Source organism: Rhodococcus sp. NPDC047139 (assembly GCF_040643435.1).
Classification (GTDB): Bacteria; Actinomycetota; Actinomycetes; order Mycobacteriales; family Mycobacteriaceae; genus Rhodococcus.
Genome location: NZ_JBEYUH010000018.1, coordinates 52018 through 75290, shown reverse-complemented (window position 1 = coordinate 75290; position 23273 = coordinate 52018). Strand labels below are relative to the sequence as shown.

23 protein-coding genes and 1 tRNA gene are annotated in these 23273 nt (G+C 66.3%); 12 read left to right on the top strand and 12 right to left on the bottom strand.

Annotated features, from left to right (window positions below; translation table 11 throughout):
* The first annotated feature begins 15 nt into the window (after positions 1 to 15).
* Positions 16 to 849 carry an HAD-IB family hydrolase gene (locus ABZ789_RS19680; protein WP_358427327.1) on the top strand — a complete coding sequence of 278 codons (834 nt, stop codon included), beginning with the start codon at positions 16 to 18 and terminating at the stop codon, positions 847 to 849.
* A 411-nt stretch (positions 850 to 1260) separates the two neighbouring features.
* Here the strand turns inward: ABZ789_RS19680 and ABZ789_RS19675 are convergent, their stop codons facing one another.
* Positions 1261 to 2010, bottom strand: a complete 750-nt coding sequence (locus ABZ789_RS19675) for an oxidoreductase (protein WP_358427271.1) — start codon at positions 2008 to 2010, stop codon at positions 1261 to 1263.
* 198 nt (positions 2011 to 2208) lie between these two features.
* Between ABZ789_RS19675 and acs the strand changes: the two genes are divergently transcribed.
* Positions 2209 to 4140 (top strand): acetate--CoA ligase, encoded by a 1932-nt coding sequence (gene acs / locus ABZ789_RS19670; RefSeq protein WP_358427268.1) that lies wholly within the window; start codon positions 2209 to 2211, stop codon positions 4138 to 4140.
* A 67-nt stretch (positions 4141 to 4207) separates the two neighbouring features.
* Here acs and ABZ789_RS19665 read toward each other — a convergent pair whose 3' ends face one another.
* Positions 4208 to 5578, bottom strand: a complete 1371-nt coding sequence (locus ABZ789_RS19665; protein ID WP_358427265.1) for an MFS transporter — start codon at positions 5576 to 5578, stop codon at positions 4208 to 4210.
* 201 nt (positions 5579 to 5779) lie between these two features.
* On the opposite strand from ABZ789_RS19665, the gene nhaA reads away from it, so the two are divergent.
* From nhaA to ABZ789_RS19650, 3 genes are read left to right on the top strand one after another with little or no spacing between them, the layout of a single operon-like run.
* Complete coding sequence (gene nhaA, locus ABZ789_RS19660) at positions 5780 to 6994, top strand: Na+/H+ antiporter NhaA (protein ID WP_358427262.1); 1215 nt, start codon at positions 5780 to 5782, stop codon at positions 6992 to 6994.
* The gene (locus ABZ789_RS19655; RefSeq protein ID WP_358427259.1) at positions 6994 to 7509 is read left to right on the top strand and encodes a phage holin family protein; all 516 of its coding nucleotides are present in this window, start codon (positions 6994 to 6996) and stop codon (positions 7507 to 7509) included. Before nhaA ends, ABZ789_RS19655 begins: the two co-directional genes overlap by 1 nt.
* A gap of 14 nt (positions 7510 to 7523) precedes the next feature.
* Positions 7524 to 8459 (top strand): alpha/beta hydrolase, encoded by a 936-nt coding sequence (locus ABZ789_RS19650; protein WP_358427255.1) that lies wholly within the window; start codon positions 7524 to 7526, stop codon positions 8457 to 8459.
* Between the two features lie 22 nt (positions 8460 to 8481).
* Here the strand turns inward: ABZ789_RS19650 and marP are convergent, their stop codons facing one another.
* From marP to nth, 4 genes are read right to left on the bottom strand one after another with little or no spacing between them, the layout of a single operon-like run.
* Positions 8482 to 9669 carry an acid resistance serine protease MarP gene (marP, locus tag ABZ789_RS19645; RefSeq protein WP_358427252.1) on the bottom strand — a complete coding sequence of 396 codons (1188 nt, stop codon included), beginning with the start codon at positions 9667 to 9669 and terminating at the stop codon, positions 8482 to 8484.
* Positions 9666 to 10364, bottom strand: coding sequence for a CoA pyrophosphatase (locus ABZ789_RS19640; protein ID WP_358427249.1), 699 nt, complete (start codon positions 10362 to 10364; stop codon positions 9666 to 9668). Before ABZ789_RS19640 ends, marP begins: the two co-directional genes overlap by 4 nt.
* Positions 10361 to 11032: a TlpA disulfide reductase family protein gene (locus ABZ789_RS19635; protein WP_358427246.1), complete on the bottom strand. Its 672-nt coding sequence runs from the start codon at positions 11030 to 11032 to the stop codon at positions 10361 to 10363. Before ABZ789_RS19635 ends, ABZ789_RS19640 begins: the two co-directional genes overlap by 4 nt.
* A 4-nt stretch (positions 11033 to 11036) precedes the next feature.
* Positions 11037 to 11831, bottom strand: coding sequence for an endonuclease III (gene nth / locus ABZ789_RS19630; RefSeq protein WP_358427243.1), 795 nt, complete (start codon positions 11829 to 11831; stop codon positions 11037 to 11039).
* 72 nt (positions 11832 to 11903) lie between these two features.
* On the opposite strand from nth, the gene ABZ789_RS19625 reads away from it, so the two are divergent.
* Both ABZ789_RS19625 and ABZ789_RS19620 read left to right on the top strand, forming a co-directional pair.
* Positions 11904 to 12176 (top strand): hypothetical protein, encoded by a 273-nt coding sequence (locus tag ABZ789_RS19625; RefSeq protein WP_358427240.1) that lies wholly within the window; start codon positions 11904 to 11906, stop codon positions 12174 to 12176.
* 192 nt (positions 12177 to 12368) lie between these two features.
* Positions 12369 to 13043 carry a Crp/Fnr family transcriptional regulator gene (locus ABZ789_RS19620; protein WP_006552426.1) on the top strand — a complete coding sequence of 225 codons (675 nt, stop codon included), beginning with the start codon at positions 12369 to 12371 and terminating at the stop codon, positions 13041 to 13043.
* A gap of 66 nt (positions 13044 to 13109) precedes the next feature.
* Here the strand turns inward: ABZ789_RS19620 and ABZ789_RS19615 are convergent, their stop codons facing one another.
* Genes ABZ789_RS19615 through ABZ789_RS19605 form a run of 3 tightly spaced genes read right to left on the bottom strand, consistent with a single transcriptional unit; the run spans position 13110 to position 14588 of the window.
* Positions 13110 to 13898, bottom strand: coding sequence for an MBL fold metallo-hydrolase (locus ABZ789_RS19615; RefSeq protein ID WP_358427237.1), 789 nt, complete (start codon positions 13896 to 13898; stop codon positions 13110 to 13112).
* A 57-nt stretch (positions 13899 to 13955) separates the two neighbouring features.
* On the bottom strand, positions 13956 to 14420 hold the full coding sequence (locus ABZ789_RS19610; protein ID WP_358427234.1) for a RidA family protein: 465 nt from the start codon (positions 14418 to 14420) through the stop codon (positions 13956 to 13958).
* A gap of 3 nt (positions 14421 to 14423) precedes the next feature.
* Positions 14424 to 14588 (bottom strand): DUF4177 domain-containing protein, encoded by a 165-nt coding sequence (locus ABZ789_RS19605; protein WP_006552429.1) that lies wholly within the window; start codon positions 14586 to 14588, stop codon positions 14424 to 14426.
* A gap of 53 nt (positions 14589 to 14641) precedes the next feature.
* On the opposite strand from ABZ789_RS19605, the gene ABZ789_RS19600 reads away from it, so the two are divergent.
* Together ABZ789_RS19600 and ABZ789_RS19595 are read left to right on the top strand one after the other, a co-directional pair.
* A complete protein-coding gene (locus ABZ789_RS19600) occupies positions 14642 to 15655 on the top strand; it encodes an ArsA-related P-loop ATPase (protein ID WP_358427231.1) in 1014 nt (337 codons plus the stop codon).
* Positions 15652 to 16782 carry an ArsA family ATPase gene (locus tag ABZ789_RS19595; protein ID WP_358427228.1) on the top strand — a complete coding sequence of 377 codons (1131 nt, stop codon included), beginning with the start codon at positions 15652 to 15654 and terminating at the stop codon, positions 16780 to 16782. Before ABZ789_RS19600 ends, ABZ789_RS19595 begins: the two co-directional genes overlap by 4 nt.
* A 45-nt stretch (positions 16783 to 16827) precedes the next feature.
* Here the strand turns inward: ABZ789_RS19595 and ABZ789_RS19590 are convergent, their stop codons facing one another.
* Positions 16828 to 17151 (bottom strand): WhiB family transcriptional regulator, encoded by a 324-nt coding sequence (locus tag ABZ789_RS19590; protein ID WP_358427225.1) that lies wholly within the window; start codon positions 17149 to 17151, stop codon positions 16828 to 16830.
* Between the two features lie 291 nt (positions 17152 to 17442).
* Here ABZ789_RS19590 and ABZ789_RS19585 point away from each other — a divergent pair, with 291 nt between their 5' ends.
* The gene (locus tag ABZ789_RS19585; RefSeq protein ID WP_358427325.1) at positions 17443 to 19869 is read left to right on the top strand and encodes a transglycosylase domain-containing protein; all 2427 of its coding nucleotides are present in this window, start codon (positions 17443 to 17445) and stop codon (positions 19867 to 19869) included.
* A gap of 18 nt (positions 19870 to 19887) precedes the next feature.
* Here the strand turns inward: ABZ789_RS19585 and ABZ789_RS19580 are convergent, their stop codons facing one another.
* Positions 19888 to 20364, bottom strand: coding sequence for a GatB/YqeY domain-containing protein (locus ABZ789_RS19580; protein ID WP_358427222.1), 477 nt, complete (start codon positions 20362 to 20364; stop codon positions 19888 to 19890).
* 66 nt (positions 20365 to 20430) lie between these two features.
* Between ABZ789_RS19580 and ABZ789_RS19575 the strand changes: the two genes are divergently transcribed.
* Together ABZ789_RS19575 and ABZ789_RS19570 are read left to right on the top strand one after the other, a co-directional pair.
* Complete coding sequence (locus ABZ789_RS19575) at positions 20431 to 21384, top strand: metallophosphoesterase (RefSeq protein ID WP_358427219.1); 954 nt, start codon at positions 20431 to 20433, stop codon at positions 21382 to 21384.
* 54 nt (positions 21385 to 21438) lie between these two features.
* Positions 21439 to 21512: transfer RNA gene (locus tag ABZ789_RS19570), tRNA-Pro, on the top strand.
* A gap of 51 nt (positions 21513 to 21563) precedes the next feature.
* On the opposite strand, the gene ABZ789_RS19565 is transcribed toward ABZ789_RS19570, so the two are convergent.
* Positions 21564 to 23048: an amino acid permease gene (locus ABZ789_RS19565; RefSeq protein ID WP_358427216.1), complete on the bottom strand. Its 1485-nt coding sequence runs from the start codon at positions 23046 to 23048 to the stop codon at positions 21564 to 21566.
* Between the last annotated feature and the right edge of the window lie 225 nt (positions 23049 to 23273).

Sequence of the window (23273 nt, the reverse complement as noted above, 5' to 3'; positions counted from 1 at the left end):
GTGACAGACCTGTCCGTGAATCCGTCCCGACCGGCCCCGTCGACGGGGGCTGCTCCGGACCGGACTCGCATCGCAGCGTTCTTCGACCTCGACAAGACCGTCATCGCGAAATCGAGCGTGCTGGCGTTCACCCGCCCGTTCTTCGAAGAGGGCCTCCTCAGTCGCCGGGCGGTGCTCCAGAGCACCTACGCTCAACTGCTCTACCTGCTGTCCGCAGCCGATCAGGCACGTGTCGACCGGATGCGCGAGCACATCGCGCACATGTGCAACGGCTGGGACGTGGAGCAGATCAAGTCGATCGTCGAGAAGACCTTGCAGGATGTCGTGACACCGCTCGTCTACGCAGAGGCCAAGGATCTGATCGCCGATCATCGAGCCCGCGGCCACGACGTGATCATCGTGTCGGCATCGGGTCAGGAAGTGGTGACACCGATTGCGCGGACACTCGGTGCCGCACACAGCACAGGGAGCCGGATGCGGATCGTCGACGGCAGGTATGCCGGCGAAGTCGATTTCTACTGCTTCGGCGAAGCGAAAGCGGTCGCCGTCCGGGAACTCGCCGAACGGTACGGTTACGACCTCTCCCTCAGCTACGCCTATTCCGATTCGGCCACCGACCTGCCCATGTTGCTCGAGGTCGGTTTTCCCCGAGCCGTGAACCCGGACCGTCCCCTCCGTCGAGAAGCGGTCGAAAATGGTTGGCCTATCCTGACTTTCGCCCGGCCGGTGCCACTCGGTCGCCGCGCTCGTCCCTCAGCCCGGGCCCTTGTGACACTCGCTGCCACGCTCGGTGCGACAGCGCTGATACTCGGTGCCGCCCGATGCCTGGCGAAGCGCCGGATGCGTTGACACTCAGTACCGCTCACTGCGAATGCGGGGGGCAGAAACGATGCTTTTTGGGGGCTTGCCGACATCCCTCGGACGGGGTAGAAAGGAGTTACGGAAGGACGGAAGGCCAAGACCGAATCGGAAGAGAAGATTCGATCTCCCGACTGTTCTTCCCAGCACGGACACCGAGCACCCACGCGAAGCCGATGCCACTATAAGGGCACAAGTGTTGTGGGCCTGCGAGTTCCGGATCATCGAAGATGAGTACCCGCACCCGTTGCGAGGACGAATCCACGATATTCGGATCATCGCCGAGGCCTTGAACCACAACCCATTTCAGCACGCTTGGTAACTCGGACAGCCCGTGCTTGCGGGTGGCGGAATCGATCCCGGTCGATATGCCACCCGCTTTCGCGTGTCGGGGCGCCGCACTCAGCCGGCGAATGCTTCGGCGATCGAGGTTGCCTCGCGAGCGCCTGCCTCGAGCGATCCGCAGCAGAAGAGCACCCACCCCCCGACACCCTCCACGGTCCCCGCTCCGAATCCGGAGAGGCCGTCGCGATAGGCCTGCAACCTTCGCATCCAGTGAACCTCCGGCACGCCGAGATTGCGCACGTCGAGTCCGGATGCGACACAGACGAGACGGGACGCGGCCCGGGCCACGACCCCGTCGGCCACCCCGAAGGGTCGCAGGACGGACAATTCGCCGTGCACGACCGCAGCCAGGACCGGTGCCGGCGCATCCGTTCCGCCGGTCACGAGTTGCGCTAGCGCGTCGAGCCGCTCGGCAACGCCTGCTTCGGTCCGTGGGCGACCCAGTTCCCCGGCGTCCTCCACGAGATCGGCGGCGGCGAGCAGGTGCAGACGGGCGAGCGCCTGCAACGGAGCGCGACGCCAGGTCGCCACCATGTTGCCGAGAGCATCGCCGTCGAGTGCCTGCGCGACGCGTAGAGCGCCGGCCAGAATCGGATCCCCGCTCTCCCCCGGCTGCGGCAATTCTGTCGACCCGCCGTCGATCGAGGCCGATGCGCGTGCGGCGCGCACCGATGCCTCCGCAGCGGTGTTCGCCCATCCACGCCGGTTGGTCCGATGACGGTGCACCTCCGCGAGCGCGTCGCGGGCACGGTCGGCGGCCTCACGGACGCCCGGAAGATCGACGAGAGGCTGAAGAGGGTCGCTCACGTCGATGACGGTACCGGCGCGCACCCGGGTTGTGGACGAGAGGTTCGCCGGGCGGTCCCGGCTGCCGTTCGTCGCGTGAAAGCAACCGATGGTCGAATGTGACGGTTGCGCACGTCGATGGAACGGTGCGGCGCCGGTCACAGATGATTACGCTCACAAGAGCCCGAATGCAACCATCCCGGAGAGAGGCCCCGCATCATGACGAGCGCAGCTCAGGAGCACGAATCGAAGGCGTACCCGCCGAGCCCGGAGTTCACCGCCACCGCCAACGCCGGTCCGGAACTGCAGGCCGCGGCCGACGCCGATCGGCTCGGATTCTGGGACGAGCAGGCGAAGAGGCTCGACTGGGCGGAGCCGTGGACGGAGGTACTCGACTGGTCGGACGCGCCGTTCGCGAAGTGGTTCGTCGGCGGAAAGCTCAACGTCGCCTACAACTGCGTCGACCGCCACGTCGAGGCCGGTAACGGCGATCGGGTCGCGATCCACTTCGAGGGCGAGCCCGGCGACAGCCGATCGCTCACCTACAACGACCTGCTTGCGGAGGTCTCCCGCGCCGCCAACGCCTTCACCGACCTCGGTCTGGTGGCCGGCGACCGCGTTGCGATCTACATGCCGATGATCCCCGAGGCGATCATCACCATGCTCGCGTGCGCCCGGCTGGGCCTGACCCATTCGGTGGTGTTCGGCGGCTTCTCGTCGTCGGCCCTGCGTTCCCGGATCGACGACGCCGAGGCGAAGCTCCTCGTCACTGTCGACGGGCAGTGGCGCCGTGGTCAGGCCGCGCCGCTCAAGACCGCAGCCGACGAGGCTGTGGCCGGCGCGAAGTCGATCGAGCACGTGCTCGTCGTCGCGCGCACCGGCATCGACGTCGAGTGGACTTCCGGACGGGACCTGTGGTGGCACGAAACCGTCGAGAAGGCTTCGCCGGAGCACACCGCTCAACCGTTCGACTCCGAGCATCCGCTGTTCATCCTGTACACCTCGGGGACCACGGGTAAGCCCAAGGGCATCATCCACACCTCGGGCGGATATCTGACGCAGGCCTCGTACACCCACCACTACGTCTTCGACCACAAACCGGGCAAGGACGTGTACTGGTGCACCGCCGACATCGGCTGGGTGACCGGCCACAGCTACATCGTGTACGGGCCGCTGAGCAACGGCGTCACGCAGGTCGTATACGAGGGGACCCCCAACTCGCCGAACGAACACCGGCACTTCGAGATCATCGAGAAGTACGGGGTATCCATCTACTACACCGCCCCGACCCTGATCCGCACCTTCATGAAGTGGGGCCGCGAGATCCCCGATGCCCACGATCTGTCGTCGATCCGCCTGCTCGGCAGCGTGGGCGAGCCGATCAACCCGGAGGCGTGGCGCTGGTACCGCGAGGTCATCGGCGCGGATTCCGCACCGATCGTCGACACCTGGTGGCAGACCGAGACGGGCGCGATCATGATTTCGCCGCTGCCCGGCATCACCGCGACCAAGCCCGGCTCTGCGATGGCTCCCCTGCCCGGCATCTCGGCGATGATCGTCGACGACGAGGCCGAACCGCTCGGTCCGGGGGGCAACGGTTTTCTGGTGCTCGATCAGCCATGGCCGTCGATGCTGCGCGGCATCTGGGGCGACGATCAGCGCTACCGCGAGACCTACTGGTCGCGCTACGAAGACCAGGGATGGTACTTCGCCGGTGACGGCGCCCGCTACGACGAGGACGGCGCACTGTGGGTGCTCGGCCGGGTCGACGACGTGATGAACGTCTCCGGTCACCGCATCTCCACCTCGGAGGTCGAGTCGGCGCTGGTGAGCCATCCGTCGGTCGCCGAGGCCGCGGTCGTCGGCGCCGCGGACGAGACCACCGGACAGGGCATCGTCGCCTTCGTGATCCTGCGTGAGCACGTCGAGAACACCGGCGACGAGCTGATCAAGCAGTTGCGTGAGCACGTGTCCGTGGAGATCTCCCCGATCGCCAAGCCCCGCCAGATCACCGTGGTCCCGGAGTTGCCCAAGACCCGCTCGGGCAAGATCATGCGCCGCCTGCTGCGCGACGTCGCGGAAGGTCGCGAACTCGGCGACACCTCGACGCTCGTCGACCCTGCGGTCTTCGACGCGATCCGCGGTAAGTAGTCCCCGACGCAGCGAACGCCCCTTCCGGATCCCGACTCCGGAAGGGGCGTTCGTGCGTGCGCGAGGTCTACACCTCGTCGAGCGAACGGTCGCGCGTCTCCTTGACGACGAGCAGCGCGACGAAGGTCGTCGCTGCCGCAATCAGTAGGTAGATACCCACCCAGCCGACGCCGTAGGTGGTGGCCAGCCAAGTCGCGATGAAGGGCGCGATCGCGGCCCCGAGGATACTCGAGACGTTGTAGGAGATCCCGGATCCGGTGTAACGGACATTGGTGGGGAACAACTCGGGCAGGATCGCGCTCTGCGGACCGAAGGTCAGGCCCATGAGCAGCATGCCGATCACGAGGAAGAACAGCATCCGGCCGGAGCTCATGCCGTCGCCCGAGAGCAGGAGCTGGAAACACAGGCCGAAGACCATGATCACGCCGGTGACGACCAGCAGGGTCGCGCGGCGACCGTAGCGATCGGCGAGCCATCCGGCGACCGGCACTGCAGCGGCGAAGAACAGCACTGCGATGAGCTGCAGCACGAGGAAGTCCGAGTACTGGAAACCGGCGCCGTGACCGCCTTCCGCGGGGGTCTTGCCCGTTCCGAAGCTGAGGACCCAGGTGGTCATGATGTAGAAGAGCGTGTACGTCGCCAGCATGACGAACGTACCGATGATCAGCTGTCGCCAGCTGGTCTTGAACACCTCTGCGAGCGGCGTCTTCACCTTCTTGCCCTCGGCGACCGCCTTGGCGAATACCGGCGTCTCCTCGAGCTTGAGCCGCACGTACAGACCGATGATGACCATGACGGCGCTGAGCAGGAACGGAATGCGCCAGCCCCATTCCAGGAAGGCGCTGGACAGGTCGGGATCGCTGTTGTCGTATCCGAGCAGCAGGGTGATGATCAGGAACAGACCGTTGGCTCCGATGAAGCCGATCGGCGCGCCGAGCTGAGGCCACATCGCCGCCCAGGCACGTTTACCCGGTTCGGCCGTCTCGGTGGCGAGCAGAGCCGCCCCGGACCACTCCCCGCCCAGGCCCAGTCCCTGGCAGAAACGCATGAGTGCCAAGAGCGCCGGCGCGATCAGTCCGGCCTGGTGATAGGTGGGCAGCAGACCGATGAGGAAGGTCGCGATACCCATCGTGAGGAGCGAACCGACGAGGGTGACCTTGCGACCGATCCGGTCGCCGAAGTGCCCGAAGACGATGGATCCGACCGGGCGGGCGACGAAGGCGATGCCGAAGGTCGCGAGGGACGCGAGCAGCGCGGTCGTGCTGTTGCCCTGGGGAAAGAACAGATGGGGAAAGACCGAGACAGCGGCTGTCGCATAGATGTAGAAGTCGTAGAACTCGATGGACGTGCCGACCATGCTGGCCACGACGATGCGCCGACGCGGTACACCTGCGACGGCCGAGGAATCGCCCTTGCCGACTCCGACGGATGTGCTCACTGAACCACTCCACTGAAGAACTCATATCCTGGGAAGAAATCCCAATTGCTAGGAAAGTGAACATCGACGTTTCTGTCCGCTGCAAATCGGACACCCCCTCGGAAGACGTCCGTCCGGCATTAGACTCGTCCCTGGTGTACCGGGAAGCCTGGTCGGCGACGGTCCGACCATGTCCGCCTCCCCGACCACCGAAAGACGTCTGTGTCCGATCCCTCATCCGCAGCCTGGACCAGTTCCCTCAACCGCTATCTCCGCGCCGAGACCGTGGGTGGTTCACTGCTGCTCGCCGCTGCCGCGATAGCTCTGGTCTGGATCAATTCCCCGTTCGGGGAGTCCTACATTGCGCTGCGCGATTTCGAGATCGGCCCCGAGTCCCTCCACCTGCATCTCTCGCTCGGGACGTGGGCGAAGGACGGACTCCTCGCGGTCTTCTTCTTCGTCGCCGGCCTCGAACTCAAGCGAGAACTGGTCACGGGCGAACTTGCCGAACGCAAGAAGGCCATTCTGCCGGTGATCGCCGCAGCCGGTGGAGTCGTCCTGCCGGCCGTCATCGCCGCTGCGGTGGGCTGGGGAACCCCCGGGATGGAGCGCGCATGGGCGATCCCGGTCGCGACCGACATCGCTTTTGCGCTCGGCGTGCTCGCACTCACCGGCTCCCGCATCCCCACCAGCGCCCGTGTCTTCTTGTTGAGCCTGGCCGTGGTGGACGACCTCATCGGCATCGCTCTGATCGCGATCCTGTTCACCTCGGGCCTTGCGCTCGGCTGGATGCTCGCGACCGTGGCTGCAGCGGTGGTGTACTGGCTCGCACAACAGCGACGCATCACCACGCCCTGGTTGTACGTACCGCTCGCACTGTTCACCTGGTACGCGATGCACAGTGCCGGTATCCACGCGACCGTCGCGGGGGTGCTACTCGGCCTGCTCACCAGGGTTCGCGCCGACCCCGGTGAGGACTACGGGCCGGCCGAGCGCCTCGCCCACCACCTCCAGCCGTGGTCGGCCGGCCTGTGTGTCCCGGTGTTCGCACTGTTCGCCTCGGGTGTCCCCATCGGTGCAGAGATGCTCGGCAACGTCTTCACCGACCCCATCGGCCTCTCGATCGTGCTCGGTCTTCTCGTCGGCAAGACCGTCGGAATCTTCGGCAGCACCTGGATCGCCATCCGCTTCGGGCTCGCGACGAAACCGACCGGCCTGCAGTGGGGCGACGTGCTCGCGCTCGCAATGCTCGGCGCGATCGGGTTCACTGTGAGCCTGCTCATCACCGAGTTGTCGTTGACCGGCGAATCGGCCGAGATCGCCAAGGCCGCCGTACTGGTGACGTCATTGATCGCGTCCGTGCTGGGGTCGGCGCTAGTGTTACGGCGTGGGCGTGCCCACCGTCAACGGAACGAACCAACCGAAGGGGTCGAGTAGTGAGCGTGACGAACGCGAATCGTCCGGAGAACGGAGTCCCGTCGAGCATTTCGGGCATTCCGTTGACGAAGGTGGACGCTCCGACACCCCGCGACGCCAGCGTGGGCGAACTCGTGCGCGATGCCGCGACACAGTTGTCCACCCTGTTCCGTGCCGAAGTCCAGCTCGCCAAGGCCGAAGTGACGGGTGAGGTCAAGAAGGGCGTGCAGGGCAGCCTGTTCTTCATCCTCGCGCTCGCCGTTCTGACCTTCAGTTCGTTTTTCTTCTTCTTCTTCCTGGCCGAGCTGCTCGATGTCTGGGTGGCCCGCTGGCTCGCCTTCCTCATCGTCTTCCTGATCATGCTGGTCGTCACTGCGATCCTTGCCCTGATCGGTTATCTACGGGTCCGCAAGCTGCGCGCACCGAGCAAGACGCTCGACTCGCTCAAGCAGACCGCGGCGATTCTCCCGAACAACCAGGACGGATCCGATCCGGCCGGACCGCGTCACGCAGCGCCGCGTCACGCGAACCGCTGACCACCGGACCGTCAGTGCCCCTCCCCGACCCGTCCACGGTCCGGTATCCCGGCCCGTGGACGCATCTGGACATCCATGCCAACGGCATCCGGTTCCACGCCGTGGAAGCCGGGCCTCAGGATCCGGGAACACCCCTGGTGGTGTTCGTGCACGGCTTCGCCGACCTGTGGTGGTCGTGGCGACACCAGCTCACGGCTTTCGCCGAGCTCGGTTACCGGGCCGTCGCGGTGGATCTGCGCGGTTACGGCGACACCGACAAGCCACCGCGCGGTTACGACGGATGGACGCTCTCGAACGATGTCGCAGGCCTGATCCGCGCGCTCGGCCACACCGAGGCGATCCTCGTCGGACACGCGGACGGCGGCCTCGTGTGCTGGGCGACCGCGGTGCTCCACCCCAAGCTCGTGCGGGCGATCGCAGTGGTCGACTCCCCGCATCCGATCTCACTGCGCGATGCGACGTTGCGAGACCATGCGCAGCGCAAGGCCCTGCTGCCGACCTTCCTCGCCTACCAGCTGCCGTGGCGCCCCGAACGCCGACTGACGCGGAACAACGGCTGCGAGATCGAACGACTGCTGCGACTCCGGAGCGGGGCCGACTGGCAGCAGAGCGACGAGTTCGCCGAGGTCGTCGAACGGCTGCGCACCGCGATCCGCATCCCGGGCACGGCACACCTGACCCTCGAATACCAGCGGTGGGCGTTCCGCAGCCAGTGGCGTCCCGACGGGCGGCGATTCATGAAAGCCATGGACGTCGAACTCACACTGCCGATCCTGCAGTTGCACGGCGCGCTCGATCCCTACGTGATCGCTGCGACACTGCGCCGGTGCGTCAGCCATGCGCCCGGCCGGATCCTGAAATTCGTCGACGGCGCCGGGCATTACCCCCACCAGGAAAAACCCGAGGCGGTAACGGCACTGCTCGCCGACTTCGTGCGTGAGGTCGCCTGAACCGCACACTCGCTCGAGCGGGTCAGACGATGCAGGCGCCGGTCGCCACCGGCAGGTTCCCGCCGTCCATCGCCAACTGTCGGCTCACTTCGGCGGCGGTGAGCACGAAGCCGGTGTCGGTGTCGTCGACAGCTGCCCCGAAGACCATCCCGAGAACGTTCCCGTACGGGTCGACCAGCGGACCTCCCGAGTTGCCCTGCCGGATCATGCCGCGCACCGTGTACACCTCGCGTTCGACAGTGCCGCCGCGGTAGATGTCCGGCCCCTGCAGGTCGAGCGTCTCACGAATCCGCGCCGCACTGGCCGTGAACGGGCCTCCGCCCGGATAACCGAGGACGATCGCGTCGTCACCCGGCTCGGCGGGCTGCGGCGCGAAGCTCAGCGGCGCAGCCGTCAACCCCGGCACCGAGAGAATCGCGACATCCACTTCAGGGTCGAACAGCACGACGGTCGCGTCGAGAGGGCCCCGAGCCGTATCGACGGTCACCGCTGCGGTTCCGGCCACGACGTGAGCGTTCGTCATCACCCGTTCGGGTGCCACGACGAAGCCGGACCCTTCGAGCGCCTTCTGACAGCTCGGGGCGATGCCGTTGATGCGGAGCACGCTCGGGTGCAGGCGGGCCGGCACCGATCCTTCGAGGAGCGCACCATCGGGCGCTTCCACCTCGGCGATCGGCGTCCGACCGAACGGCCCGATCACCTCCGGCAGACCCGACGTGTCGAGCAGCGCAGAGAACTCGTTCGGGATCGCACGCATCCAGTCCGGAGCCAGATCGTCGACTGTTCCGAGCACCTGAGAGCCGCGGACCGCAGCGGAGACGGCGGGCTGGGTCGTGGCGGTCAACGGAATGGCGAGCAACCACGCGGCGACGAGCACGGCGACCGCCTGCAGGCCGGCTCCGACGATGCTGTCCGCCGCTCGGGCACCCGGACTGTGGATGCCGCTGCGCGCGGCACGTCCGAGGACCATGCCCGCCACCTCGCCGATCACGACGAGCACCACGATCAGCGCGATTCCGGCCAGGATGCGCAGGCGCGTGTCCTCCACATGGATGAGCACATGCGGAGCGATGAGGATGCCGGCGACGGCACCGAGCAGCACACCGAGGAAGGCCAACGCCGATGCGACAGCGCCCTGCCGGAGCCCGGAGGACGCAGCGATCAGGACGATCACCACGATGATCAGATCGATCCAACTCGATCCGGTCATGATTCGACAACCCCCGTCTCCAGTTCGGCAAGCACGACTTCGAGATCACGGACATCGTGATGATTCCACTCGATCTCCCACCCGGACACCGCGAACAGACCCGCGAGCACGCCCGCAGTGAATCCCCAGACCAACATCCCGTCCACCTGGAAGGCCGGGCCCTGATAGCCCAGCCGGTGCCGCACCTGGAAGCGGTTGTCCGGGTCGAGCAACTCGTGCAGCGATACCCGGACCACGCGGGTCGCCTCCTGCGGATCGACCACACCTATGGGACTCGGGGTCTCCCAATAGGCGACCACGGGTGTCACGTCGAAGCCGGAAGGCGGAATGAACAGTTCGGGAAGCACCGCCAGCGGCCGGATGCCGGAAGGATCCAGGCCCGTCTCCTCCTGCGCCTCGCGCAGAGCGGTGTGGATAGCTCCGTAGTCCTCCGGGTCGGCGGCACCTCCGGGGAACGCCACCTGCCCGCTGTGCTGGCGCAGAGTCGCGGCGCGCTGGGTCAACAGCACGTCGGCATCGGCGGGGAGTCCGCCGCGAGCCATGGGGTCGGCAGTCGGCGACCCGCCGAACAACACCAGGACCGATGCCTGCCGAACCCGCGCGTCGTGGGGGGCACGGCGGTTCAGGATCGGATTGAGTCCGTGAGGGTCGGCCGGGGACACCGAGGCGACACGCCGGAGCCATTCGGGGATCACGTGACCACTCCCAGATGTTCTTCGACGACTGCGGCGACCTCGTCTGCGGACCGGAACGGAATCGGAAGCACCGCGGCGACCGAACCGTCCGCGCGGAGCAGCACCGTCACGGGAAGGACCGCAGGCGCACCGACCGCAGCCTGCACGCGCCCCGAACCGTCCTGGACCCCCGGCAGCCGCACACCGTAGTCCGCGAGCTTGCCGAGCGCGTTCGCCTCGTTGGGGTCGGTGTGGACGGTCACGACGTCGACCGCTCCGCCGGCCCGGGCCGCATAGTCCTCGAGCACGGGCAGTTCTTCGGCACACGGCGCGCACCACCAGGCCCACAGGTTGACCACGGCGGGTTTTCCGGCCAGAGCGGCTGCGAGGTCCACGGAGGATCCGTCGCCGACACACTCGAAGACCAGTCCGGCGAGCGGACCCGCAGGAAGAGTCGCCGATGTGTCCGGCTGCGGACACGAATCCAGGGCGGCGATCTCCCTCAGTGGGGCGAGTGCCTCCGGGTGGTCCTGAGGACGCCGGTCCATGGGCGCGGTCGATGGTGTCATGGGACCCGACGCGTTGAGGGACGGAGTATCGCCACGATCGCGCGGCCAGATCGCCACGATCAACGCTATGACGACGACGAGTGCTGCCAGGCTCCAACGGCCTGCCGAGGAAGGGCGCACTCCGTCACCGCCCGGCCAACTCGAGCAGGTGCTCGGTCTCCGGTCCCTTCACCAGCGCGGCCGCGGTATGCGGATCGGTCGGCCCGGTCCCGTAGGACGGACAGTCCTTCGCCAGCACGCACACCCCGCATGCGGGCTTGCGCGCATGGCACACCCGCCGGCCGTGGAAGATCACGCGATGGGACAGCAGCGTCCACTCCTTGCGTTCGATGAGCGCACCCACGGCGTGTTCGATCTTGACCGGATCGGTCTCCTCGGTCCATGCCCAGCGCCGCACGAGCCGCTGGAAATGCGTGTCGACGGTGATCCCCGGCACATCGAAGGCGTTGCCGAGAATGACGTTCGCGGTCTTGCGTCCGATCCCGGGCAGCGCGACCAGATCCTCCAGGCGGGCGGGGACCTCCCCGTCGAAGCGCTCGAGCAATGCCTGTCCGAGGCCGATCAACGCGTTGGCCTTGTTGCGGTAGAAGCCCGTCGAGCGGATGTACTCCTCGAGCTCGGTGCGGTCGGCCTCGGCGTATGCACGGGCGTCCGGATATCGGGCGAACAGAGCGGGAGTCACTTGGTTGACCCGCACATCCGTGCACTGCGCCGACAGAATCGTGGCGACCGCGAGCTCGAGCGGAGTGGTGAAGTCCAATTCGCAGTAGACGTGCGGAAACGCCTCGGCAAGGCGACGGTTCATCCGGCGTGCACGACGTACGAGCGCGAGACGCGACTCGGATCCGCGAGCCTTTCCGTTCACTCGGCGCGGGGCCGTCTCGGGGCTCTCGGACTGGGTCGCATGCACCTGATCCACTCTACGTAAACACTCTCCCCAGGATCCGGCCCCGTGTCACTTCCGAGACCTTGCAGGTGTTTACTTCCCGGTATGCAAGCTCTTGCTGTGGTGCTCTTCCCGGTGCTGCTGATGTTGTTCGCACTGTCCATGGAACGTGTCGAAGCGCGCTTGAGTCGGCTGTCGGTCCGCGAACAGGAAGTGGAGGAATTCCTCGACAAAGCGGATCAGGCCGACGTTGCGGCACTCGCTCGTGAAGGCTTCCCCGGAGCCCTTGCCCGCTTCCAGCGCCGTCGGCGCCGCGGATCGGGTGCCGGCAGATCGGACGATTCCGACCGCGAACTACGCGCCCGCCGCGCGAGCTGACCGGCTACCTGCAGGTAGCCTCGGAAGTACCCCGACCGGTTCGTCGACGGTTTCCGTGGTATCGGTCACTCATGCCTGCAGCGCGCACAGTAGACTGGACGCTTGTACGGCTGACTGATGGACCTGCCCGGGATATCCGTCGACGTGCAGACCCTGCAGTAGATGACGAAATCTTTCCCAAAAGGAGCGCACGTGGACGAGGTCCTGGCCAGAGCAGGCATCTTCCAAGGAGTCGAGCCCTCGGCGGTTGCGGCGCTGATCAAAGAGCTTCAGCCTGTAGATTTCCCGCGCGGCCATGTCATCTTCAACGAGGGTGAGCCCGGCGACCGGCTGTACATCATCGTCTCCGGCAAGGTGAAACTCGGGCGTCGTTCGCCCGACGGCCGCGAGAACCTTCTGACGATCATGGGCCCCTCCGACATGTTCGGTGAGCTGTCGATCTTCGACCCGGGTCCGCGCACGTCGACCGCCACCACCGTGACCGAAGTGCGTGCCGTGAGCATGGACCGCGACGCACTCAAGGCGTGGATCGACCAGCGCCCCGAGATCGCCGAGCAGCTTCTCCGCGTGCTCGCCCGTCGTCTGCGTCGCACCAACAACAGCCTCGCCGACCTGATCTTCACCGACGTCCCGGGTCGTGTCGCCAAGGCACTGCTGCAGCTCGCCCAGCGCTTCGGCACGCAGGAGGCCGGTGCACTTCGGGTGACGCACGACCTGACGCAGGAAGAGATCGCGCAGCTCGTCGGCGCGTCCCGCGAGACCGTCAACAAGGCGCTCGCCGACTTCGCGCACCGCGGCTGGCTGCGCCTCGAAGGCAAGAGCGTGCTGATCTCCGATTCGGAGCGGCTCGCGCGTCGCGCCCGCTGACGCCTCGACGAACGAAAAGGCCGGGACGCTTCGTCGCGTCCCGGCCTTTCGTGTACTCCTGGCTTCTCAGCCGTGGCTGCGCAGGTACTCCAGTTGCACGTTGACGGACTTCTCGGCCGCGCCCCACAGCGACCGGTCGACGTCGGCGTAGACGTGCTCGACGACTCGGCGCGCCGAGGCTTCGGACCCGAGAACCCGCAGCGCACCGCGAACCTGCTCGAGTCTGCCCTCACGATGCGCGAGGTACTCCCGCGCGATCGTTTCGAGGTCGGGCAGCTCGGGTCCGTGGCCCGGCAGGACCGTGTACCCGTCACCGAGCGAGATGAGCGTCCGCAGAGACGTCAGGTAGTCGCCCAGGTCGCCGTCCGAATCGTCGAGGACGGTCGTGCCTCGACCGAGGATGGTGTCGGCGGTGAGCACGCTGCGGTCCTCCTCGATCACGAACGAGAGGGAATCGGCGGTGTGGCCGGGGGTCGCGACGACCCGGATGCGCAGTCCTGCCGCCTCGACGACGTCGCCGTCGGACAGTTGTTCTCCGCCGCCGTGCCGATGCTCGGCTGCCCGGGCGTGCACCGGGCAGCCGGCCAGTTCGGAGAATCGCTCGGCACCCTCGGTGTGGTCGTAGTGCCGGTGACTGATCAGGGTCGCCGCCACCGGTACCTGTGCGACCCGTGCGAGATGCCCTTCGTCGAGCGGCCCCGGATCGACGACCACGCATTCGTCGCTCCCGGGCGCGCGAAGGATCCACGTGTTCGTCCCCTCGAGAGACATGATCGAGGGATTCTCCGCCAGGATCACCGCAGCGTTCTCGGTGACCTGTCGCAGCTGCGCGTAGGCGGGGTGAACCAGCGCCATCTCTCTCGCCTCTCGTACGGAATTCGTCGGGATCCGCCCTCACTCACGAGGGTGGCGTCAGCGTACTTCCACGATCAGTTCGACCTCTACGGGCGCACCGAGAGGCAGTTCCGCGACACCGACGGCCGATCGCGCATGGGCTCCGACGTCGCCGAAGATCTCGCCGAGCAGTTCCGATGCTCCGTTGATCACACCGGGCTGCCCGGTGAATCCCTCGGCGGAAGCGACATAGCCGACCACCTTCACGATGCTCGCGATGTTGTCGAGCCCGACGATGCCGTCGACGGCGGCGAGCGCGTTGAGCGCGGCGGTACGAGCAGCGGTCTTCGCTTCCTCCGCCGACACCTCGGCCCCGACCTTGCCGGTATGGGTCAGCGTCCCGCCCACCAGCGGCAGCTGCCCGGAGGTGTACACCACATCACCGTTGCGGACGGCGGGCACGTAGGCCGCCACCGGCGCGGCGACGGGTGGCAAGGTGATGCCGAGTTCGGTCAGGCGGTTGCTCCAGGTCTTGTGTGCCACGGATCAGCCCTTCGGACGCTTGAGGTACGCGACGTGCTGCTCACCGGTCGGGCCCGGAAGGACGGTGACGAGTTCCCATCCGTCGGCACCCCACTGGTCGAGGATCTGCTTGGTCGCGTGCGTGAGCAGCGGCACGGTCGCGTATTCCCATGTGGTCGTTTCACTCATGTCCTGACCCTATCCGGCACCACTCACGCTCCACGACTTATAGGCTCGTGATCGTGGCATCTCCGACATCACATTCCGGCGAGTGGCCGGCCTGCGCCGCCCAGGCGCGACTGCACTTCGTGTCCGGTAAGGGCGGCACCGGGAAGTCCACCGTGGCCGCAGCCCTCGCCCTGGCGCTCGCCGCCGGAGGTCGCAAAGTGCTGCTGGTAGAGACAGAGGGGCGTCAGGGCATCGCCCAGTTGTTCGACGTGCCGCCGCTTCCCCCGGTCGAGACGAAGATCGCTTCCGCCCCGGGCGGCGGGCAGGTATCGGCCCTCGCCATCGACATCGAGGCCGCTTTCCTCGAGTACCTGGACATGTTCTACAACCTCGGCTTCGCCGGTCGCGCGATGCGGCGCATGGGAGCGATCGAGTTCGTGACCACTCTCGCGCCCGGGCTTCGCGACGTGATCATGACCGGCAAGATCAAGGAGACCGTGGTGCGGACCGATGCATCGGGTGCACCGGCCTACGACGCGGTGGTGGTCGATTCACCTCCCACCGGCCGAATCGGAAGCTTCCTCGACGTCACCAAGGCCATGGCCGATATCGCGAAGTCCGGTCCGATCCGGTCCCAGAGCGAAGGCGTGGTTCGGCTGCTGCACTCCGATCAGACGGTGGTCCACCTCGTTACCCTGCTCGAAGCACTGCCCGTGCAGGAGACGGCCGACGCGGTGACAGAACTCGAAGCCGCAGATCTCCGTCTGGGGACGATCATTGTCAACCGGACGGCCCCCGAACATCTGCCCGAGGAACTCGTCGACGACGTCGCGGCCGGCCGTATCGCCGGCCCGTCGATCCGCGCGACCTTGGAGCGGGTGTCCCTGAAACTGTCCGACGACGATTTCGCAGGCCTGCTCACCGAGACCATCGAGCACGCTGCGGTCCTCCAGGCGCAGCAGGTCAGCGCTGCTCAACTCGACGAAGTGAAGGTGGCACGCATGTCCCTACCGGCTCTTGCCGACGGCGTCGATCTCGGTGGTGTCTACGAACTCGCCGACGCTCTCGCTGAGCAGGGGGTCCGATGAGCGCACAGCCCCGGAACGCCCTCGACGTGAACCGCATCCTCGAGGACCGCTCGTCCCGGGTGATCGTGTGCTGCGGTTCGGGTGGCGTCGGCAAGACGACGACCGCAGCGGCGCTGGCACTGCGAGCAGCGGAGCGGGGCCGCAGCGTCGTGGTGCTCACGATCGATCCGGCGCGACGGCTGGCGCAGGCCCTCGGAGTCGCCTCGCTCGACAATTCGCCGCAGAAGGTGGAACTCGGGCCGGAGGCGAAGGGCGAACTGCACGCGATGATGCTCAACATGCGTCGCACCTTCGACGACATGGTGCTCGAACACTCGACGTCCGAGAAGGCACAGCAGATTCTGGAGAACCAGTTCTATCAGACCGTGGCGTCGTCGTTCTCCGGCACACAGGAGTACATGGCGATGGAAAAGCTCGGGCAGCTCGCACAGAGCGACGAGTGGGACCTGATCGTCGTCGACACTCCACCCTCCCGGAACGCGCTCGACTTCCTCGATGCGCCTCAACGGCTCGGGGCGTTCCTGGACGGGCGGATGATCCGGATCTTCACGGCACCCGGGAGGGGCTTCGGCCGTCTGGTGACAGGCGCGATGGGGCTGGCACTCAAAGCCGTCTCGACCATTGTCGGAAGCCAGATGCTCTCCGACGCGTCGTCCTTCGTGCAGTCGCTGGACTCGATGTTCGGCGGCTTCCGCGAACGCGCCAACCGCACGTACCAGTTGCTCCAGCAACCTGGCACGCACTTCATGGTGGTCGCGGCACCCGAACCCGACGCACTGCGTGAAGCGTCGTTCTTCGTCGAGCGACTGTCCGGTGACCGTATGCCGCTCTCGGGCCTGGTGCTCAACCGCACACATCCCACCTTGTCGGCGCTACCGTCCGATCATGCACTCGCCGCAGCAGATCAGCTCGCTGCGGAGAGCGACGTCGACGCGCAAGCCGCTGAGGCCGTTCTCCGCATCCATGCGCACCGCGCCGTGATCGCCAAGCGGGAACTGAGGTTGCTACGCAACTTCACCGCAGCGCATCCCGCCGTCCCCGTCGTGGGGGTTCCGTCGTTGCCCTTCGAGGTCTCCGATCTGGAGGCGCTGCGGGCAGTAGGCGAGCAATTGACCCGCGAGGCTTGAGGTCTCGCGGGTCATATCTCGGCGTTCGTACCAGTGAGGCGGTAACTAGACCGCGCTCTGGTGCTGCCGCTGAGCCTGGAAGAAGTCGGCCCAGGACTCGACTTCGGGATGCTGCTTGAGAAGTGCACGACGCTGCCGCTCCGTCATGCCTCCCCACACACCGAACTCGACACGATTGTCGAGGGCGTCCGCCCCACACTGGAGCATCACCGGGCAGTGCCGGCAGATGACCGCAGCCTTGCGCTGCGCTGCGCCACGCACGAACAGTTCATCGGGATCGACTTCGCGGCAGCGAGCCTTGGAGACCCAAGCGATGCGCGCTTCGGCCTGGTCGACGTCGAGTCGGGTCGTCGGGGTGGTCATGTGCATTCAGTTGCCCCTTTACTTTCCGAACGCCGGTTCGCGGTGTTCGAGGTCTGCGCCGTCCGTGTGCCGCGACGGCGCAACCTGCCCGTTAAGGTGTTATCTGCGTCACACTAGTGTCTCAATCTAGGTAAACTAGTGCCCACGCGCAAGGCGAACGAAACCTTTTCTGGTACGTACGTACAAAGTGCCACGTCGGAGGCTTTTTCGCAGTGCGTGGCGAGCCACGCCCACTCCCTGCACACGTCCGGCCGACACCCCGGCACGTACTGTGTAGGCGTGTCGATCCGAAGAACGGTGGCGAAGCTCGCAGGTTGCACGGCCCTCGGCGGCGTTCTTGTAGCAGGAATGCTCTTCCCTGCCGCAGGTGGATTCGGGTACGTCTCGAACCGAGCCGCGGACACCGTCGACAACAGTTCCGCCGAGCTCGTCGAAGGGGTGGTCCCGGCCGTGACCACCATGGTCGACAAGTCGGGCGAACCCATTGCGTGGCTCTACGACCAGCGGCGCTTCGAGGTGCCGAGCGATCAGATCTCCAACGAGATGAAACTCGCGATCGTCTCGATCGAGGACAAGCGCTTCCCCGAGCACGAGGGCGTCGACTGGCAGGGCACCATCCGCGCGTTCCTCACCAACACCACGAGCGGCCAGGTCGAGCAGGGCGCGTCCACGATCGACCAGCAGTACGTCAAGAACTATCTCCTGCACGTCATCGCGAAGACCGACGCCGAACGTCGCGCCGCGATCGAGACGACGCCTGCCCGCAAGATCCGCGAGATCCGGATGGCGCTGACTCTGGACGACCAGCTCACCAAGGACGAGATCCTCACCCGCTATCTCAACCTCGTCCCCTTCGGCAACGGCTCGTTCGGCATCCAGGACGCCGCCCGGACCTACTTCGGCATCGACGCGAAGGACCTGAACATTCCACAGTCCGCGATGCTCGCGGGCATGGTGCAGTCGAGCTCGGCACTGAACCCGTACACGAATCCCGACGGCGTTCTCGCCCGTCGCAACGTCGTACTGGACACGATGATCCAGAACATCCCCGAGCGTGCGGACGAGATCCGTGCCGCGAAGGATCTGCCGCTCGGCGTGCTTCCCGAACCGAACACGCTCCCCCGCGGATGCATCGCGGCCGACGACCGGGGCTACTTCTGTGAGTACGCCCTGCAGTATCTCGAGAACGCCGGGCTGTCCCGCGAACAGATCGACCGGGGCGGATATCTCATCCGCACCACCCTCGACCCCGAAGTCCAGGATTCCGTGAAGTCCTCCCTCGACAAGTTCACGAGCCCCACCGTCGACGACGTGGCCTCGGTGATGAACGTGATCGAACCGGGCCAGGATTCGCACAAGGTGCTCGCCATGGGATCGAGCCGCAAGTTCGGGCTCGACGCCGACGCCAAGGAGACGGTCCAGCCCCAGCCCTATTCGCTGGCCGGTCACGGCGCGGGGTCGATCTTCAAGGTGTTCACCGTCGCGGCTGCGATGGAGCAGGGTCTGGGTACCTCGGCCGTGCTCGACGTCCCGTCCCGCTACGACGCCCGGGGCCTCGGCGACGGTGGTGCCCGCGGCTGCCCGGCCAACTACTACTGCGTCGAGAACGCCGCACCGTACCCCTCACGACTGTCGGTGACCGACGCGCTGGCACAGTCGCCGAACACGGCGTTCGTCAAGCTCATCGAGGCCACCGGCGTCGACGCGGTCGTCGACATGTCGGTGCGCCTGGGGCTGCGGTCGTATCTGCAACCCCGGACCTCCGGCTTCGGTGACCAGTCGATGGCCGAGATGCAGAAGCAGCAGCACCTCGGCTCGTACACTCTCGGCCCGACCTGGATCAACGCGCTCGAATTGTCGAATGTCGCGGCGACGCTCGCGTCGCACGGCAAGTGGTGCCCGCCCACCCCGATCGAGGGAGTGTTCGACCGTGAGGGCAAGCCCGTGCCGATCACGCAACAGGCCTGTGAACAGGTGGTCGAGCCCGGTCTCGCCGATACCCTCACGACGGCCATGAGCAAGGACACCTCCGCCGGGGGTACCGCGGCCGGTGCCGCAGGTTCGGTGGGCTGGAATCTGCCGGTGGCCGCGAAGACCGGTACCACCGAGTCGCACATGTCGTCGGCGTTCCTCGGATACACCAACCGGTACGCCGGGGTCGTCTACACCTATGGTGACTCCCCGACCCCGGGCCAGATCTGCTCCGGTCCTGTTCGCCCCTGTTACGACGGCAACCTCTTCGGCGGTACCGAACCTGCGCGTACCTGGTTCTCGGCCATGCTGCCCGTCGCCAACAAGTTCGGCCCCGTCGAGCTTCCCGCTCCCGATCCCCGATACGTCCGCGGCGCAGGCAACGCCCAGGTTCCGGACGTCACCGGGCTGTCGAAGGACCGCGCGACGCAGCGACTGCGGGACGCCGGATTCTCGGTATCGGAGGCGACCATCGCCGGTGAGGAACGTGCAGGAACAGTGACCGGCACGTCACCGAGCGGATCGGCAGTGCCCGGTTCGACGGTCACGTTGTTCATCAGCGACGGGTCGGTACGAGTGGCTCCCACCACGAGCGGCACCCCGGCGCGCCCGAGAGATCGCGAAGTCCCCGACACCACCCGACGGTCGACACCCGCGCCGCTCCCGGGCCGTGAGCCGGCGCAGACCGAGTCGAACCCTCCGGCGGACGAGGACTCCACGCCCACCACGACGCCGAGTCGTCCGGACAACTGAGCCGGCGGCGTTCCGATGTCAGAGACGTGAACGAACCGCGGTCGACAGCCGCTTACCGTCGACCTTTCCTGCTGCGATCTCGGTAGCCGCCTTCATCACCTGGCCCATGTTCTTGGGGCCCGGGCGGGTTCCGATTTCCTCCGCGACGCGCGCGAGCGCCGTGTCCACGACATCGACGAGTTCGGCGTCGGTCAGCGGCGTGGGGAGGTATTCGTCGATGATCCGCGCCTCGGCGTGCTCCTTCGCCGCAAGTTCACCGCGGCCGTTCTCGGTGTAGACCTCGGCCGCCTCACCACGCTTCTTCGATTCGCGTGCGAGGACCTTCAGCACTTCGTCGTCCGAGAGTTCCCGCGCCTGCTTACCCGCGACCGCCTCGTTCCGGACCGCGGCCAACAGCATTCGGAGCGTCTCGGTGCGCAGCTTGTCCTTGTCTTTCATCGCTGCCGTCAGGTCGGTGCGCAGCCGGGATTCGAGGGAGGGTGTGGTGTCGGTCATGCGGGAAACGCTACGCGGAGCAGGCGAACCACGTGCGGGGACCACGCGCGGCGGTAGGCTGAAGAAGTGCCTGACCTGTCTTCACTTCGCCGCGCATCCCTCGGCGCTGCCGGCGCCGCCGCCCTCGGCCTCGGCTACGCCACGCTGATCGAACGGAACGCGTTCACTCTTCGCGAGGTCACGGTTCCGGTCCTCGCACCGGGCGCGTCGACACTGCGGGTCCTGCATATCAGCGATCTGCACATGACTCCCAACCAGAAGCTCAAGCAGAACTGGTTGCGCGAACTGGACAGCCTCGAGCCCGATCTCGTCGTCAACACGGGCGACAACCTGTCGCATCCGAAGGCCGTGCCCGCCGTAGTCCAAGCACTCGACGGGCTCCTCGGCCGTCCGGGTCTGTTCGTCTTCGGAAGCAACGACTATTTCGCGCCGGTGGTGAAGAACCCGCTCGCCTACTTCGACAAGAATCACGACCGCGTCTACGGCCCTCCGCTCCCGTGGGGCGATCTGCGCGCTGCCTTCTCCGAACGTGGTTGGCAGGACATGACGCACGTTCGCCGCGACATCGAGATCGGCGGCGTGCGCATCGCGGTCGGTGGGGTGGACGACCCGCATCTCGACCGCGACAGGTACGAGACGATCGCCGGCGCAGCCGACCCGTCCGCCGACTTGCGTCTGGGTATGACCCACTCGCCCGAACCGCGAGTGCTGGACCGTTTCGCCGAGGACGGATACGACCTCGTTCTCGCCGGTCACACACACGGGGGTCAGCTGTGTCTGCCCTTCTACGGCGCACTGGTGACCAACTGCGGAATCGACCGGTCTCGGGTGAAGGGGGCGTCGCGGTGGGGCGCACACATGCGACTGCACGTGTCCGCGGGCATCGGCACTTCGCCCTTCGCTCCCGCGCGGTTCTTCTGCCGCCCGGAGGCCACTCTGCTCACCCTCGTTCCGGCATCGCGCGACAGTGCGCAGCGTGCCAGCGGCAATGAGACGGAGAGTGCGGGATCACGTCGCTGACCAGCCGATTTAAACTTCGGCGCGCACGTGCTGTAAGCTGACCGAGGTTCATCACGGGGTGTGGCGCAGCTTGGTAGCGCGCTTCGTTCGGGACGAAGAGGTCGTGGGTTCGAATCCCGCCACCCCGACTCGCGAAGAACTCGTCAGGGCACTTTCTCCTCTCGGAGAAGGTGCCCTGACTACGTTTCCGATCCGGTGCGTGCCGGGCCCCGGTTCGCGAGGACCGAGTGGTTCCGGCCGTAGAGGAAGTAGACGAGCAGGCCGATGAGCATCCACACCACGAACCGGATCCACGTCTCGACGGACAGGTTCACCATGAGCCACAAGCACGCGAGCACCGACAGGATCGGAACCAGTGGCACCAAAGGTGCCCGGAACCCGCGTTCGAGGTCCGGTCGTGTGCGGCGGAGGACAATCACGCCGATCGACACGAGTACGAACGCGAAGAGCGTGCCGATGTTGACCATCTCCTCGAGCGCGCCGAGCGGAACGAGACCGGCGAGCAGGGCAACGACCACCGACACCAAGACCGTTGTACGCACCGGTGTTCCTCGCGTGCCCGTGCGGGAGAGTCTGCGCGGCACGAGCCCGTCGCGTGCCATCGCGAACAGCACCCTGGTCTGGCCGAGCATCAGCACCATCACCACCGTCGTCAGACCCGCGAGGGCACCGATCGAGATCAGATTCTTCGCCCAGTCCATACCGTTGAGCGCGAACGCCGTCGCGAGCGTCGACTCGTCCCCTTCGAGGGCCGTGTAGTTCACCATGCCGGTGAGCACGAGACTGACGGCCACGTACAACACCGTCACGATCGCCAGTGAACCGAGGATGCCGATGGGCACCGCCTTCTGGGGATGCCGGGTCTCCTCTGCCGTCGTGGCGACGACGTCGAATCCGATGAACGCGAAGAACACCAGGCTTGCCGCGGCCAGCAGTCCGTACCACCCGAAGGTGCTGCCACCCGCACCGGTGACGTACGAGAACAACGACTGGTGCAAACCCTCACCGGTCTCGCCGGATTCCGAGGGTGGAACGAACGGAGCGAAGTTCTCCGCCTTGACGTAGAAGGCGCCGAGCACGACCACGAACACCACTACCGCAACCTTGATGGACGTGATGACCAAGGACACCCGGGACGAAATCTTCGTTCCCGTTGCGAGCAACACGGCGATCGCCGCGACGATCAGGACCGCACCCCAGTCGACCTTGAGCGATCCGATCATGAAACTCGAGGAAACGGTCATGACCTCGGCGAGGTAGAGAGACCAACCCTTCGCGACCACCGCTGCCGCGAGGGCGAACTCGAGGATGAGATCCCACCCGATGATCCATGCGACGAACTCACCGAATGTCGCGAACGAGTAGGTGTACGCACTACCGGCGACGGGCACGGTCGACGCGAACTCCGCATAGCACAGGGCCGCGAGCGCACACGCGATCGCGGCGAAGACGAAGGCCAGCGATACCGATGGCCCGGCTACGTTGCCTGCAGTTCGGGCGGTAAGGGTGAAGATGCCGGCACCGACGACGACCGCGACGCCGAACACGATGAGATCCCAGGCTGTCAGATCCCTACGCAACCTCGAATCGGGATCGTCGGTGTCGCGGATCGACTGCTCCACCGACTTGACGCGCAGGAGGCCGGTTCTCCGGCTTTTACCCATCCGAGTCATCGTGATCCCTTCCCCGGAGCAAACCCCCTGCAGGACACGACCTGGGGTTCCCTGCAGGAACACCGGGGAAACGCACGAGCCGGCCCGTTCCGGTAGACGACAGAAGGCAAGGGCACGACCCCCGAGAAAAGATTCTCAAAGTCTTTTTCTCCGCGAAAAAAATACTTTGCTGCCGTAAACTGCTACGCGGCACTTCACTCGCGAGACGCCACGACG

Coding starts and splice junctions, on each gene's coding strand:
- marP (WP_358427252.1), bottom strand. CDS start 9,669: ATGACCGGATCGAGTTGGATCGATCTGATCATCGTGGTGATCGTCCTG.
- ABZ789_RS19615 (WP_358427237.1), bottom strand. CDS start 13,898: ATGGCGCTGGTTCACCCCGCCTACGCGCAGCTGCGACAGGTCACCGAG.
- ABZ789_RS19580 (WP_358427222.1), bottom strand. CDS start 20,364: ATGACCGACACCACACCCTCCCTCGAATCCCGGCTGCGCACCGACCTG.
- ABZ789_RS19565 (WP_358427216.1), bottom strand. CDS start 23,048: ATGGGTAAAAGCCGGAGAACCGGCCTCCTGCGCGTCAAGTCGGTGGAG.
- ABZ789_RS19595 (WP_358427228.1), top strand. CDS start 15,652: ATGAGCGCACAGCCCCGGAACGCCCTCGACGTGAACCGCATCCTCGAG.
- acs (WP_358427268.1), top strand. CDS start 2,209: ATGACGAGCGCAGCTCAGGAGCACGAATCGAAGGCGTACCCGCCGAGC.
- ABZ789_RS19605 (WP_006552429.1), bottom strand. CDS start 14,588: ATGAGTGAAACGACCACATGGGAATACGCGACCGTGCCGCTGCTCACG.
- ABZ789_RS19625 (WP_358427240.1), top strand. CDS start 11,904: ATGCAAGCTCTTGCTGTGGTGCTCTTCCCGGTGCTGCTGATGTTGTTC.
- ABZ789_RS19590 (WP_358427225.1), bottom strand. CDS start 17,151: ATGCACATGACCACCCCGACGACCCGACTCGACGTCGACCAGGCCGAA.